The organism is Alteromonas sp. W364, from assembly GCF_031846205.1.
GTDB lineage: Bacteria > Pseudomonadota > Gammaproteobacteria > Enterobacterales > Alteromonadaceae > Glaciecola > Glaciecola blandensis.
Window position 1 is genome coordinate 17,736 of sequence record NZ_JAVRID010000014.1, and the last position, 14,673, is coordinate 32,408.

13 protein-coding genes are annotated in these 14,673 nt (G+C 41.5%); 4 read left to right on the top strand and 9 right to left on the bottom strand.

Features of this window, described 5'->3' with window-relative positions:
• Nucleotides 1-3: 3 nt before the first annotated feature.
• The 7 genes from RM556_RS16840 to rpmH form a co-directional block, all read right to left on the bottom strand.
• Nucleotides 4-462: a flavodoxin domain-containing protein gene (locus tag RM556_RS16840; protein ID WP_311375169.1), complete on the bottom strand. Its 459-nt coding sequence runs from the start codon at nt 460-462 to the stop codon at nt 4-6.
• Between the two features lie 9 nt (nt 463-471).
• A complete protein-coding gene (mnmE, locus tag RM556_RS16845; protein WP_311363043.1) occupies nt 472-1,857 on the bottom strand; it encodes a tRNA uridine-5-carboxymethylaminomethyl(34) synthesis GTPase MnmE in 1,386 nt (461 codons plus the stop codon).
• Between the two features lie 29 nt (nt 1,858-1,886).
• On the bottom strand, nt 1,887-2,369 hold the full coding sequence (locus RM556_RS16850; RefSeq protein WP_311363042.1) for a YajQ family cyclic di-GMP-binding protein: 483 nt from the start codon (nt 2,367-2,369) through the stop codon (nt 1,887-1,889).
• A gap of 204 nt (nt 2,370-2,573) precedes the next feature.
• On the bottom strand, nt 2,574-4,280 hold the full coding sequence (yidC, locus tag RM556_RS16855; protein ID WP_311363041.1) for a membrane protein insertase YidC: 1,707 nt from the start codon (nt 4,278-4,280) through the stop codon (nt 2,574-2,576).
• Nucleotides 4,281-4,287: 7 nt separating this feature from the next.
• Complete coding sequence (gene yidD, locus RM556_RS16860) at nt 4,288-4,524, bottom strand: membrane protein insertion efficiency factor YidD (protein WP_311363062.1); 237 nt, start codon at nt 4,522-4,524, stop codon at nt 4,288-4,290.
• A 59-nt stretch (nt 4,525-4,583) separates the two neighbouring features.
• Nucleotides 4,584-4,913, bottom strand: coding sequence for a ribonuclease P protein component (rnpA, locus tag RM556_RS16865; protein ID WP_311375170.1), 330 nt, complete (start codon nt 4,911-4,913; stop codon nt 4,584-4,586).
• A 58-nt stretch (nt 4,914-4,971) separates the two neighbouring features.
• Nucleotides 4,972-5,106, bottom strand: coding sequence for a 50S ribosomal protein L34 (gene rpmH, locus RM556_RS16870; protein ID WP_014110684.1), 135 nt, complete (start codon nt 5,104-5,106; stop codon nt 4,972-4,974).
• Between the two features lie 466 nt (nt 5,107-5,572).
• Here rpmH and dnaA point away from each other — a divergent pair, with 466 nt between their 5' ends.
• Genes dnaA through gyrB form a run of 4 tightly spaced genes read left to right on the top strand, consistent with a single transcriptional unit; the run spans nt 5,573 to nt 11,959 of the window.
• A complete protein-coding gene (dnaA, locus tag RM556_RS16875; protein ID WP_311375171.1) occupies nt 5,573-7,282 on the top strand; it encodes a chromosomal replication initiator protein DnaA in 1,710 nt (569 codons plus the stop codon).
• 21 nt (nt 7,283-7,303) lie between these two features.
• Nucleotides 7,304-8,407, top strand: a complete 1,104-nt coding sequence (dnaN, locus tag RM556_RS16880; protein ID WP_311363038.1) for a DNA polymerase III subunit beta — start codon at nt 7,304-7,306, stop codon at nt 8,405-8,407.
• Nucleotides 8,408-8,440: 33 nt separating this feature from the next.
• Nucleotides 8,441-9,541, top strand: a complete 1,101-nt coding sequence (gene recF, locus RM556_RS16885; RefSeq protein WP_311375172.1) for a DNA replication/repair protein RecF — start codon at nt 8,441-8,443, stop codon at nt 9,539-9,541.
• A 3-nt stretch (nt 9,542-9,544) separates the two neighbouring features.
• A complete protein-coding gene (gyrB, locus tag RM556_RS16890; protein ID WP_311375173.1) occupies nt 9,545-11,959 on the top strand; it encodes a DNA topoisomerase (ATP-hydrolyzing) subunit B in 2,415 nt (804 codons plus the stop codon).
• Between the two features lie 165 nt (nt 11,960-12,124).
• Here the strand turns inward: gyrB and RM556_RS16895 are convergent, their stop codons facing one another.
• Complete coding sequence (locus RM556_RS16895) at nt 12,125-12,577, bottom strand: hypothetical protein (RefSeq protein ID WP_311363035.1); 453 nt, start codon at nt 12,575-12,577, stop codon at nt 12,125-12,127.
• Nucleotides 12,578-12,594: 17 nt separating this feature from the next.
• Nucleotides 12,595-14,673 (bottom strand): glycine--tRNA ligase subunit beta, encoded by a 2,079-nt coding sequence (gene glyS, locus RM556_RS16900; protein WP_311375174.1) that lies wholly within the window; start codon nt 14,671-14,673, stop codon nt 12,595-12,597.

The window sequence follows — 14,673 nt, forward strand, 5'->3', positions numbered from 1 at the left end:
CATTCATGCATTTGCACTATCAGCATTGTCACTCAATGAAGGTACAAGTTCAGTAAACCACTCTACAGCGGTGTCTTCCGGTATAGGATGATGTAATACGTCAATATGAAGTGCAGGCGCGAGTAAGGTGGCTTGTTGTTGAGTGAGGATTTCTTCCATGGTCATCGCAGCACCACAATAGGTATCATAAGAACTGTCACCCAAACCGACAATCAATGATTTAACACGGCTCAGATCACTCGTTTTTAGTGCAGCCGCAAACTTCTCTATATTCTCGGGCAGATCACCTGCGCCATGAGTAGAAGTGCAAATGAACAAAATATTATCCGTGTTTAGATCGTCTATTGTAGGTTCAAAGAAACACGTGGCAGTATGACCCGCTTCTTCTATGCTGGCTTGCAAAGCTTCCGCTACGTATTCTGCCGCACCTAACACCGAGCCAACCATAATATCAAAATGCATAGCTAATCCTTATTTACCAATACAAAAGGAAGAAAATATCTTACCGAGTAAATCATCCGAGCTGAACTCTCCGGTTATTTCACTTAAGTGTTGTTGAGCAATACGCAACTCTTCCGCCAGTAGTTCGCCTGCCATATTATCTTCAAGTTGTGATTTACCCAGTTGAATGTGTTCGTCAGCCAACTGCAATGCCAGTATATGGCGTTGACGGGCGATAACCTGGTCTTCACCTGCTTGCTCAAAGCCCATACATTCTTTGAGATGGTCACGAAGAATGTCGATGCCTTGCTGCTGCTTAGCAGATAAGCGCAGCACGGGGTAGGTCGATGAAGATTCAATGCCGATCTGTTCACCGCTTTCATCGCACTTATTTCTGATCACGCTGATGTTCGCGTCAGCAGGCAATCGTGCATAGAACTCGGGCCAGATATCACTGGGTTGGTCGGCTTTTTCATCTTTGCTATCAACCATAAATAATATACGGTCTGCTTTCTCAATTTCTTGCCAGGCGCGTTCGATACCGATTTTTTCGACTTCATCAACGCTATCGCGTAATCCAGCGGTATCAATAATGTGCAAGGGCATGCCGTCTATATGAATATGTTCTTTAAGCACATCGCGAGTGGTTCCGGCAATATCCGTCACAATAGCAGAGTCTTTACCTGATAAAGCATTGAGCAGGCTAGATTTACCGGCATTGGGTCTACCGACAATCACCACTGACATGCCATCACGAAGTAAACTACCTTGTTTAGCTTGGTGCTTAATTTTATCGAGTTGGTCACAAATTAACTGCAAGTCGCCCTGTACCTTACCATCACTTAGAAAGTCGATTTCTTCTTCTGGAAAATCAATGGCAGCTTCAACGTACATACGCAGGTGAATGAGTTGGTCAACGAGCAAATTGATTTGATCTGAAAATTCACCTTGCAAAGATTTCAGTGCACTTTTCGCTGCTTGCTTCGATGTTGCGTTAATGAGATCGGCAATAGCTTCAGCTTGAGTCAGATCCAATTTATCGTTCAAGAATGCCTGTTCTGAAAATTCACCAGGACGAGCTAAGCGCACATCGCCAGTAGCAACACAAGCGTCGAGTAGGAGTTCCATGACAACTTGTCCGCCATGGCCTTGTAGTTCTAGTACGTCTTCCCCGGTGAAGGAGTTAGGTGCTTTGAAAAACAAGGCTATCCCTTGGTCGATGACATTGCTGTTGCCATCTTTAAAAGGTAAATAGGCAGCTTGGCGAACCTGAGGACAATGACCTAGTAATTTTTCAGCAATCATAGCCGCTTTCGGACCGGATACTCGCACAATCCCAACACCACCGCGTCCAGGCGCAGTTGCTTGGGCTGCAATGGTTTCTTTGCCAAGAGAGTGTGAGTTGTCTACGTGCATATCAATTTGGCCCTTAGCAGCTGTGCTAGTTAGTCGCGGAAGTTATTAAATTGTAGTGGCTGGCCAAGATCTTCTTGTTTCAGCATCGCCATAACCGCTTGAAGATCATCTCTCTTCTTACCAGTAACGCGAAGCTGCTCACCTTGGATAGCCGCTTGTACCTTCAATTTCTTATCTTTGATCAGCTTGACTATTTTCTTAGCTGTGGCTTGATCGATTCCTTGTTTGAAACCAACGGTCTGGCGATGTGTTCTGCCAGTAATGTCACTGTCATTACGATCCATAGCCGAGGTATCAACGCCTCTTTTTACTAAGCAGTTGCGTAGAATATCCATCATTTGTTTGAGTTGAAAATCACCCTCCGCAGTCATAACAACGGTACTGTCTTTAAATTCAAACGACGCTTCTACATTTCGAAAATCAAAACGAGTACTCAGTTCGCGAGTCGCGTTTTCGGTAGCATTGCGTACTTCTTCTTCGTTTAGTTCTGAAACGATATCAAATGAAGGCATGTATCTTTCCTTTTTATAGTCTGTTAACAAAGCAATGTTTTGCTTTCTTGCAGTGAATGATCAAATCAACACTCACTGCTAAATAGAGGCAATAACGTGCTTAGCGTATATTGCATCTGCTTATTGTACGATATTGTAATGTATTAAGAAAAACAAAACCCGCAATTGCGGGCTTTGAAGTTCATTGAGAATAACAAAAGGACATTAGCCTTTGGCGCTAATCCCGCGTTTCTCCATTGAAGCGTATATCAACTTCGCTTGAACCAAGGTGATTAAGTTACTGATCAACCAGTACAATACCAAACCAGCTGGGAAGAAGAAGAAGAATATACTCATAGCAACTGGCATATAAGTCATGATCTTCTGTTGCAAAGGATCAGTGATAGTCATTGGCTGCAAACGTTGTAATAAGAACATGCTGGCGCCAGTGAGAATTGGCAATACATAGTAAGGGTCAGCAACAGACAAATCGGTGATCCAGAAAATGAAATCTGCATGACGCAATTCAACACTTTCAAGGAGTACCCAATACAAAGCGAGGAAGATTGGCATTTGTAGAAGAAGAGGGAAACAACCACCCATTGGGTTTACTTTCTCTTTCTTATACATTTCCATCATTGCTTGTGACATTTTCTGACGGTCATCACCAAAACGTTCTTTTAACTGAGCCATTTTTGGTTGCAGATTACGCATTTTAGCCATTGATTCATATTGCTTCTTGGTCAACCAATACATGGCGCCTTTTACAACAATAGTCACACAGATAATCGCTAAGCCCCAGTTGATTACAATGCCTTGTATCCAAGTAAGTAATGCGAAAAGAGGTTGCGATAACCACCAAAGAATACCGTAGTCGACGGTGTAGTCTAAACCACGTGCAATCTCAGCGAGTTTACTTTGTGTCTTTGGACCAACATATAATCGGGCAGATAATTGACCTTCGCTGTTCGCTTGAACCGTGATAGGTTCGCCTGTAAAGCCAATGATACCGAAATTATTATCAACGATACGCGTACTTAAGGTATTATTTTCTTCTTGAGGTGGAACCCAAGCACTCACAAAGTAATGCTCGATCATGCCAACCCAACCACCTTGTGTGGTGATGGCAATTTTTTCGTCTTGGAAATCGCCGAAGTTAATCTTTTCGTAAATATCATCAGCAGTAGAATATGTACCGCCACGATAGATCGGCATGAACATACTACCGCCTTCTTGGTCGAGGGTAGTTTGTTTCAATTGAGCGAATTGCGACATAGTTGCTGGCGCACCCGTATTGTTGATAATGTCATAATTAACATCAATAACATGGGCATCACGTGTAAAAACGAAGGTTTTTGTGATGGTCAGGCCATCAGCAGACGTCCAAGTCAGCGGCACGTTTAGTGTATCGCCGGTCATTTCAAAGCTGCTGCTACTTGTTGTATAAGAAGGACGGCCTAAGGGACTTGCATCTGGACCTTGTGCACCAACCAAACCACTTTGCGCAATGTGCAAACGAGCCAGATCAGGTTTAAGTAATTCGTATGAATCGTCTGAGTCTTGTGTGACTGGATATTTAACAAGGTCGGCACGCACAACGTCACCGCCAGTGAGGTCAATGGTAAGACTGAGAGTATCAGTATTTACAGTGACGAAACGCTCAGTGTTGGTGGTTTGCATTTCAGTAACTTGTGGTACAACGCTTGGCGAACTCGGAATATCAGTTGCACTTGCTGTGTTACTTCCAGTAGGCACGGAACTATTGACACTTCCAGTATTGGCAGAAGGTACGCTTGGGATACCTTGGTCAGCAACAGTTTGCGCTGCTGGCATAGTTGCTGGTTTTGGACCATAAGTATCTTGGTACTCAACCCACAATAAATAGCTAACTAAAAGAAAGCCAATAACTAAGAGACTTCGTTGGGATTCCATATTCTTCTCATTTTAAAGTTTGGTGTTTAGGTGTTGCATGTTTGTTTTTATTCGGCTCGGGAACGTAGTCAAAACCGCCAGGGTGTAAAGGATGACATTTAGAGATGCGCTTCATAGAAAGCCAAGTCCCTTTTACTAATCCATGTTGCTCAAGTGCCTGTTGGGCATAACAAGAACAAGTAGGGTGAAAACGACAGTTTTGCCCTAACATTGGAGATATGAGGACTTGATAACCTTTTATCAAGTAACGAAACGGCGCCGTCGCATATGCATTAGCAGTCGACGAGTTGTCATGCTTAGTGCTTATGTTGTTGGTTGTTCGCATCGTTTGCTTATCTTTCGCCATAATTTTTCTAGTTGTTCCGCTAAGGCTTTATTATCCATTTTGCCAATGCCGTGTTTAGCAATGACGATAATATCAACATTTGGTAGCTGATGTCTTTGTAAACGGAAGCTTTCTCGCACAATTCTTTTAATTTGATTGCGATCACTAGCATTCTTGACTTTCTTTTTAGGCACAGTAATACCAAGTCGAGCAGTGTCGAGTTCATTGTGTCTAGCTAGAATAGTGATGTGTGGAGAAACTGCGGGAATAGCGTCTTCGAAAACGAAGGAAAAATTTTTGGGAGTCAACAGACGTGACTCCCGGGGGAAAGCATAGTTTAGCTGTTTAATGTTGATTGCTCACACATTAAGCAGAAAGCTTAGCTCTTCCTTTTGCTCTGCGGTTAGCTAGTACTTTACGACCGTTTTTAGTGGCCATGCGAGCACGAAATCCGTGAGAGCGTTTACGCTTTAAATTACTTGGTTGAAAAGTTCTTTTCATGACCTAATCTCTACTTGTTTCAAATTAACGTTGAAGCATGAGTTTCAACTTTACTGAAACCTTGCTCTGAAATGGACGCGGAATAATAGAGATCATTATCTGTATTGTCAACGTTTATCGCGTTAAAAACGTTATTTTATTTAGTGTTCATACCAGATGTGTATAAAATTACATCATTCACCATATTTATCCACATTTCTTCATTAAAATATTGCATTTTGCTTCAGGTTTTGGCATGAAATATGCGTTTTATCTAAGTTAATAGGCGATAAAATGAGTAAATACAGGAGTTTATCCCCAGTTAAAAACTATATATAACAATGATTTAATAATATTAGTGTGGTTATATTGAAATAGACTAGAAGAAATCGCAATTATCTGTGGATAAATACCTCGAAATCCCATATTCTTACGGCCCTTTTTTGAAAGGGTTGAATTCAGACATTGCACATCGAGGAAATGAAAGTTGAGTATTAACTGGGAACATTGTTTGGAGCTGCTAAAGGAAGAACTTCCATCAGAGCAGTTCAATATGTGGTTGAAACCACTAGCTTCAGAGTTTACCGGTGAATCCCTTCATTTATATGCAACAAACCATTTCGTTCTAGATTGGGTCCGTGACAAGTATCACGGCATGATTACTGAAAGCCTCCGAACGCTTTATGGTCAAGATGCCCCAAACCTTGTAATTACAGTAAAAGCACCTGGGCAAGTAAGCGGTGGGTTTGGCGCTCATTCAGGGCAGAACGGCTCGATGAATAACAGAACTGGAAATAGCGCACCGAATCAAACAAATAATAGCGTGCAAAATTCACAAGCTAATGTGAATAACCAGTCAGAGCCAAACCAGCAGAATGGTAGTTCATCAGCTTCAACGCCAAATCCATTTTTAGCGAAACACAATAGCGAGCAGAATCAGAATGTTGGTCAAGGTGCTAGTAATAGTGGACAATCTGCGGCTGAGCAATCCGGCGCACATCAGGCTAATGGCCAACAGCGAAGCGTGCAACAGAATGAGCCACAACAGAATTATCCCCAGGGTCAAATACACACTGGTGTGAATCACAATTTGCAACAAGAGCAATATCAGGGTGGGTCAAATTATTCCAATGGAATAGAATCAGGGAAGGCGCCCATTCCATTGCAGAGTGATCATAAAAGTAATGTAAATCCAGACTATACATTCGACAACTTTGTTGAGGGTAAATCGAATCAGTACGCTCGGGCTGCAGCAATTCAAGTAGCAAATAATCCTGGAAAGTCTTATAACCCGCTCTTTCTTTACGGTGGAACGGGCCTTGGTAAAACGCATTTAACTCAAGCTGTGGGTAATGGCATTTTAGCCAATAAACCAGATGCAAAGATTGTATACATGCATTCAGAACGATTTGTTCAAGATATGGTAAAAGCGCTACAAAACAATGCGATAGAAGAATTTAAGCGCTTTTATCGTTCAGTCGATGCGTTGCTAATAGATGATATTCAGTTTTTTGCTAACAAAGACCGTTCGCAAGAAGAATTTTTCCACACATTTAATGCGTTGTTAGAAGGTAATCAACAGATTATCCTAACATCAGATCGCTATCCAAAAGAGATAGATGGTGTTGAAGACAGGCTTAAGTCTAGATTCGGTTGGGGACTGACAGTGGTTATCGAACCGCCCGAGCTAGAAACACGTGTGGCAATATTAATGCGAAAAGCGCTAGAGTTTAATATTCACCTGCCAAACGAAGTTGCATTCTTCATGGCTAAAAGACTGCGGTCTAATGTTCGTGAATTGGAAGGAGCGTTAAATAGGGTGATTGCCAACGCGAATTTTTCTGGCAGACCAATTACTATCGATTTTGTTCGAGATGCTTTGCGTGATTTACTTGCCTTACAGGACAAGTTAGTTACTATTGAGAACATACAAAAAACAGTCGCTGATTATTACAAAATAAAAGTAGCTGATATATTATCTAAAAGACGTAGCAGAAGTGTGGCAAGACCGAGGCAGGTTGCAATGGCGTTAGCAAAAGAGTTAACTAACCACAGCTTACCTGAAATCGGAAACGCGTTTGGCGGGCGAGACCACACAACCGTGATCCATGCTGTAAGAAAAGTTGATCAGTTGCGTAATGAAAGTCATGATATAAAAGAAGACTATAAAAACTTAATTCGTACACTTTCTTCATAATAATATTAACGAGAAGACAAAATGAAATTTACCATTAGCCGGGAAGGCTTTTTACAGCCACTTCAATTAGTTTCTGGCGCAGTAGAACGTCGTCATACTTTGCCAATTCTATCTAACGTCCTCATAAAAGTAAGTGAGGGGACACTTTGGCTGACGGGTACGGATTTAGAGGTCGAGCTAATTTCTAGTGTGAAATTATCGGGTTCTTTTACTGACGGTGAAATTACAGTTCCGGCTAAAAAATTGGTTGATATTATTCGCGGCTTGAACGACGAAAGTAATATCATTTTCGAAGTGGAAGAAAATAAAGCGATAATAAAATCAGGTCGTGGTAAATACACATTATCAACCTTGTCTGCTAGCGATTATCCAAACCTAGAAGATTGGGAAGGTGAAGTTGAATTTGAAGTTCAGCAGTCTGATCTGAAAAACTTGATTGAACGTGTGCATTTCTCGATGGCGCAGCAAGATGTACGTTATTATCTGAACGGTATGAGTTTAGAAACTGAAGAGCACTTAGTGAGAACGGTGGCAACAGACGGACATCGTCTAGCTCTGTCGACATTAACTTATGAAGCAGCATCGTTGCCAGCTCGCCAAGTCATCATTCCTCGCAAGGGCGTACTAGAAATCATTCGCTTGATTGAAGACAACGATACCTTAGTAAAAGTGCAAATTGGTAGTAACCATATTCGTATTTTCTCAAGCGCGTTTATCTTTACGAGTAAATTGGTTGATGGTCGTTTCCCAGACTACAGAAGAGTCTTACCAAAAGATTCTGATAAAGCCGTTTGGTCTTCTAGAGATTTATTAAAAGCAGCTTTCTCTCGCGCAATGATCTTGTCAAACGAGAAGTTCAAAGGTGTTCGTTTAAATCTAGCGTCAAGTGAGCTAAAAATTACGGCGAACAACCCTGAGCAAGAACAGGCTGAAGAAGTGGTCGATGTCAATTACGAAGGTGAGGAGTTGGAAATCGGCTTCAACGTTGCTTATCTAATTGACGTAATGAATGTGTTGAATTCAGAAAATGTAATCTTTAATTTGTCTGATTCAAATGCCAGTGCATTAATTCATGCCGAGGGCGATGAGTCAGCTTTGTACGTTATCATGCCAATGCGTCTGTAGTTAAAAAGATACTAAGGCCGCAATCGACCTTTTATGCATCTATCCTTTTTGCAACTTGATCAATTTAGAAATTTCGGTCAAGTTGCATTCACTCCCTGTCAATCTCTCAATATCATTCATGGTGCTAATGGTGCCGGCAAATCTTCTCTATTAGAAGCAATTCACCTCCTAGGGTTTGGACGTTCATTTAGAACTAGTCGACAAAATTCAGTTGTTAAACAAGGTATGAGTGGTGCCACTGTATTTAGTCGGTTGGTTGACGACGAAGGTATAGAAAACAAAATCGGTTGTACTAGACACAAAAGCGGCGGCTTTGAGTTTAGTCTCAATGGACAAAGAACAAAGAAACTTTCTGATATCGTTCGAAAGATTCCAATGCAAATATTTACGCCTCAAAGTAGCGATCTGATAATTGGCTCACCTTTGTTAAGACGCAGATTTGTTGATTGGGCACTGTTTCACGTGGAACATGGTTTCTCCGACTTAAGTTCAGCATATACAAAAACGCTCTCTCATCGAAACGCAATGCTAAGAAAGCATGCTAACAATGGGATCGCCATAGATGCCCAGCAGATGGATTATTGGACAGAAGCACTGTGTAACTACGGAAATAGACTTACAATCGCAAGAGAAAGCTATTTGGAGGCTATAAATGCAGAAGTAGTTGCACTTTATAGTCAATTTATGCCTGAGTTCAAGATAGAAGTAAGGTATAATAGCGGTTGGGAAAAAGGGAGTTCTCTTGCTGATTCTCTCAGGCAAAAATACTCTCGTGATTTGCAATATGGATACACAACAGTTGGACCTCACAAAGGCGATATCAAATTTTCAGTAAATGGATATAGTGCAGCTGAAAACTTAAGTAGAGGCCAGCTAAGAATATTAGTGTCGATATTGCAAATTGCACAAATGAAGTTGTTCTCGTCGTTGGTAAATAAATCCACTATCTATTTAGTGGATGATATTGCAGCTGAGTTAGATGAAAAAACGAGAGCCTATTTTTTAGATTTGATTCTTGAAACAAACACGCAAGTTTTTGTAACAGCTATTGAGTCTTCGCAATTCAAATTCACAAATAAATATAATGATAAAAAAGTGTTTCACGTGGAACATGACCAAGTGAACGAGGAGTAACAAATGTCAGAACAGAATTACGATTCTTCCAGTATTAAAGTCCTAAAAGGACTCGATGCCGTTCGAAAACGTCCAGGTATGTACATCGGTGATACCGATGACGGTACTGGTTTGCATCACATGGTGTTTGAGGTTGTTGATAATTCAATTGATGAGGCATTGGCTGGACACTGTAAAGACATCGTAATCAAAATTCATTCTGATGGCTCTGTATCCGTAAGTGATGATGGCCGTGGTATTCCTACTGAAATTCACGAAGAAGAGGGTGTATCAGCTGCTGAAGTTATTATGACAGTGCTTCATGCTGGCGGTAAGTTCGATGACAATTCTTATAAAGTGTCAGGTGGCTTACACGGCGTTGGTGTTTCGGTTGTAAACGCATTATCTAAAAAGTTAACTATCAATATCAGAAGACAAGGTCGTGTTCACGAACAGGAATACGACATGGGTGTTCCCGTTGCACCGCTGTCTGAAACTGGCGATACGACTCAAACAGGAACAACTATTCGCTTCTGGCCAAGCGAGGAAACGTTCAGTGACGTTGAATTCCACTATGACATATTGGCAAAGCGTGTTCGTGAACTATCTTTCTTGAACTCAGGTGTTTCTATCATACTGGAAGATGAGCGTGACGGCAGAAGAGACCACTTCCATTATGAAGGTGGCATTAGAGCATTCGTAGAATACCTCAACACGAATAAAAGCGTTGTACACCAGAAGGCATTCTATTTTGACCTGGAGCGTGAAGATGGAATCTCAGTCGAAGTGGCAATGCAATGGAACGATGGATTCCAAGAAAATATTTTTTGTTTTACCAACAACATTCCTCAAAGAGATGGCGGAACGCACTTAGCTGGTTTCCGCGGTGCATTAACAAGAACCTTGAATAACTACATGGAAAAAGAGGGCCTTGCTAAAAAGCACAAAACCAACGCAAGTGGTGATGATGCACGTGAAGGTTTAACTGCGGTTATTTCAGTTAAAGTACCTGACCCTAAGTTTTCATCACAAACAAAAGATAAGTTAGTTTCAAGTGAAGTGAAGTCTGCAGTAGAAAGTGCTATGGGTGAACACCTGACAGACTACTTAGCTGAAAACCCAAATGAAGCTAAAATAATCGTAAATAAAATCATTGATGCTGCCCGAGCACGTGAAGCTGCGCGAAAAGCACGTGAAATGACACGTCGTAAAGGGGCTTTAGATTTAGCTGGGCTTCCAGGTAAGCTTGCTGATTGCCAAGAGAAAGATCCCGCGTTATCTGAACTCTATATAGTGGAGGGTGATTCTGCGGGCGGTTCTGCTAAGCAAGGCAGAAACCGTAAGAACCAAGCTATTCTTCCTTTGAAAGGTAAGATTCTAAACGTAGAGAAAGCGCGATTTGATAAAATGCTTTCATCTCAAGAAGTGGCAACACTGATCACCGCCTTAGGCTGCGGTATCGGTCGAGATGAATACGACCCAGAAAAACTTCGTTACCACAGCATCATTATAATGACCGATGCGGACGTCGATGGTTCACACATCAGAACCTTGCTATTAACGTTCTTCTTCCGTCAAATGCCTGAGATGATCGAACGTGGTCACATTTATATTGCACAGCCACCTCTCTATAAAATCAAGAAGGGTAAACAAGAGCAATACTTAAAAGATGATGAGGCATATAACAATCTCATTACTTCAATTGCAATTGATGGCGCGAGTTTGCATATCAACGCAGAAGCGCCACCAATCAAAGAACTTGCTTTAGAAAATATGGTGAAGCTGTATCAATCTACCCAAGTCATGATCAGTAGAATGCACCGCAGAATGCCGGTTTCTATTCTAAAAACCTTCATCTATCTTGATGTATTGACGAAGGAAACCTTGGCTGACAAAACCAAATTGTCGGCGGTTGGTGATGCATTAATTGCTCGATTGGCTACATCAGAAGATGATGGTCAAAGCTTTACTTTCAACATCAACGCGACTGAAAATGGCTTGAATGAGCTTGAAATTGTAATGAAGATGCATGGTATCGATTACACTTATACAATAGGTGAAAGCTTTGTTGAAAGTGCTGAGTATCAAAAAATTCGTACATTGAATGAAACAATCAATGGCTTGATGGAGGAGGGTTCATATATCAAACGTGGTGAGAAAGAACTTGCGGTTGAAACCTTTGAAGAAGCACTTGCTTGGTTAGTTAAAGAAGCTGAACGTGGCCAATACAAACAGCGTTATAAAGGTCTGGGCGAAATGAACCCAGAGCAACTTTGGGAGACCACAATGGATCCTGACTCAAGACGTATGCTACAAGTGAAAATTGAAGATGCGATTAGTGCAGATCAATTGTTTACGACATTAATGGGTGACCATGTTGAACCCCGTCGTGACTTTATCGAATCTAATGCATTGAATGTTGAAAACTTAGATGTATAGAACATAAAATGGCAAATGAGCAAAAACCAGGTAACGTACTGCTATTTGGTTTTTGCACAAAAATCTAAGCTATTGATAAGTAATAAAAAAGGCGCTAATTAGCGCCTTTTTTATATCCAAATTTTTGTACTAGTGCTAAACACTTTTCAGACTTACGAAATCGGACTAAACCTCAACGCGCCTAACACTCAACTCTGGCCCATCGTTATCGGAAATATCGAACGTAAATTCAAAAAAGCCGGTTTCGGATGGCACAAACTGAATGTTTTGACTGGTTTCTTCGCATACTAGCTCTACGTCATCATTTAATTCAATTTGCTCTGGTTCATATTCAAAGCCACAATTGAATTCTGGTGTCCAACTACCATCAGCGACTTTAAAGTCGTAGGGCTGACCATCAGCGATCAGTTCAATGGTCAGTGAGTAGGTGTAATCGTCAATGCGCTGCAACTTAAACTGTTCGGTAGCCTCCCACCAGCTAAAGATACCGCGCAGATACATATCTTGATAATTCTTGTCTGGCGTGAAGCTGATCAAGTCTCTTGCCGAGCGCGATGAGCATGCACTAAGTGCCGCTATGCATGTCAATACTAACAGCGCTTTTGCTTGAAATTTCATTTAACTCCTACCTCTTCTTATACTGACAGCAAAGACACATCAGCAACTGATAAAAACAACTGACGAGCCTTACCGACTAATGCGACTCTGTTCGCTTTTACTTTTTCGTCTTCTGCCATAATCATGACATCATCGAAAAAAGCGTTTAATGGTGTTTTTAATACACTTAACGCGCTAAGCAGTTCAGTATAATCAAGATTTGCAATTAAGCGCTCAGAATCGCTCTGTGCGGCTTTTAATGCTTCGAACAATGCTGTTTCAGCTGTCTCTTCAAATAAATTCGTGTTGATATCAGGAAGGGCGCTAATATCTACATTATTTTTATTAAGTATGTTACCCACACGTTTATTCGCGGCAACCAAATCTGATGCACTTTCTAATGCTTTAAATTGATTCACTGCGTGCACTCTAGAGTTGAAATCAACGGCGGTAGCAGGTTTCTGCGTCATTACCGCAGACACAACATCACCCGATATGCCTTGGTCTTGATAAAAAGGTTTAAAACGATCAAGCAAGAAGGTATTTACTTGTTCTGCTGTGTCTCTATTAGACAACTTGTTGCCATAAATCACGACCACCGCATTCACTAGGTCTACTAGGTTCAGATTCAACTTGTATTCTACTAATATACGCAAAATCCCAATAGCTGAGCGTCTTAGTGCAAAGGGGTCCTTGTCACCTTTCGGTAATTTTACAATACCAAAAATACCCACTAGGGTATCAAGCTTCTCTGCTAGCGATAATATGTAACCTGCTTCTGAGCTTGGCAACTTGTCACCAGCAAAGCGAGGTAAGTATTGCTCTTCAATTGCTAGGGCTGTTTCAGCACTCTCACCATCATGTATAGCGTAGTGGTGACCCATAATGCCTTGAACACTTGGAAACTCCATGACCATCTCACACAACAAGTCCGCTTTTGATAACTCTGCTGCGCGAGAAACATGAGTATCGCTCACACCTAAACTAGCGGCGATAGATTGGCTAATTGCGATTAGACGATTTGTTTTATCTGCAACTGTTCCTAAGTCTTTTTGGAATAATACGGTAGAGAGTCGTTCTGCCTTTTTAGCGAGTGTGGTTTTCTTGTCTGTTTCAAAGAAGAACTTGGCATCGGCTAAACGGGGACGAATAACCTTTTGGTTTCCTTCGATAACTTGAATAGGGTCTTTGCTTTCGATATTCGACACAAATAAGAAGGTTGATGAGAGCTGGCCGTCGTGATCAAGCAAAGGCACATACTTTTGATCATCCTTCATCGTATATATAAGTGCTTCTTTTGGTACGTCTAAGAATTCTTCTCCAAACTTCGCATCTAAGATCACCGGCCATTCTACTAGCGATGATATCTCTTCTAATAAACTTTGATCGTAGTCTGGACTTAGGCCTAACTCTTTCGCTCTCGCTAATAAGCCTTTTTCGATAGTGCTGACACGCTCGTCATAATTAGCAACGACATACTGTTTCTTTAAAGCCGATGCATAGTTATCAGCATGATCTAAAGTAAAACGACGTTCACCGTGGAAGCGGTGACCAGAAAGTACATTAGCTGCATCTAAACCGAATAAACGAACCGGCAATACGGTGTCGCCAAACATGACACATAAGGTGTGAACAGGGCGGATAAACTCCGCGCTTGAATCGCCCCAACGCATAGGCTTTGGTATAGGTAGTTTCTTCAATACACTTTGCAGCAAATCTTGTAATACAGCTTCGAGCGCTTTGCCCTTAACTTGAGCAACATGCAGTAGCCATTCGCCTTTGTCTGTTTTTAGGCGCGATGCATCAGCAACGTCAATACCATTACCTTTTGCCCAACCTTGTGCTGCTCTCGTCGGATTACCATCAGCATCAAATGCAGCAGAAACAGCAGGTCCACGCTTTTCAACTTCTGAATCAGCTTGCTGACCTTCACATTGCTTAACAATGACTGCCAGCCTGCGCGGTGCGGCAAAAGCTTCAATGCTGTCGAATTCAAAACCCGCTTTGCTCAATTCTTCTTGGATATTTTGTGTAAAACTAGCGGATAAGTTCTTCAACGCTTTCGGTGGCAATTCTTCAGTGCCTAATTCAATCAATAGGTTTTGTTTTGTTGTCAT

What these genes read in the sequence shown, in the direction of transcription:
- yidC (WP_311363041.1), bottom strand. Translation starts at nt 4,280, where the DNA reads ATGGAATCCCAACGAAGTCTCTTAGTTATTGGCTTTCTTTTAGTTAGC.
- rpmH (WP_014110684.1), bottom strand. Translation starts at nt 5,106, where the DNA reads ATGAAAAGAACTTTTCAACCAAGTAATTTAAAGCGTAAACGCTCTCAC.
- recF (WP_311375172.1), top strand. Translation starts at nt 8,441, where the DNA reads ATGCATCTATCCTTTTTGCAACTTGATCAATTTAGAAATTTCGGTCAA.
- RM556_RS16840 (WP_311375169.1), bottom strand. Translation starts at nt 462, where the DNA reads ATGCATTTTGATATTATGGTTGGCTCGGTGTTAGGTGCGGCAGAATAC.
- RM556_RS16895 (WP_311363035.1), bottom strand. Translation starts at nt 12,577, where the DNA reads ATGAAATTTCAAGCAAAAGCGCTGTTAGTATTGACATGCATAGCGGCA.
- RM556_RS16850 (WP_311363042.1), bottom strand. Translation starts at nt 2,369, where the DNA reads ATGCCTTCATTTGATATCGTTTCAGAACTAAACGAAGAAGAAGTACGC.
- mnmE (WP_311363043.1), bottom strand. Translation starts at nt 1,857, where the DNA reads ATGCACGTAGACAACTCACACTCTCTTGGCAAAGAAACCATTGCAGCC.
- gyrB (WP_311375173.1), top strand. Translation starts at nt 9,545, where the DNA reads ATGTCAGAACAGAATTACGATTCTTCCAGTATTAAAGTCCTAAAAGGA.
- glyS (WP_311375174.1), bottom strand. Translation starts at nt 14,673, where the DNA reads ATGACAACAAAACAAAACCTATTGATTGAATTAGGCACTGAAGAATTG.
- dnaN (WP_311363038.1), top strand. Translation starts at nt 7,304, where the DNA reads ATGAAATTTACCATTAGCCGGGAAGGCTTTTTACAGCCACTTCAATTA.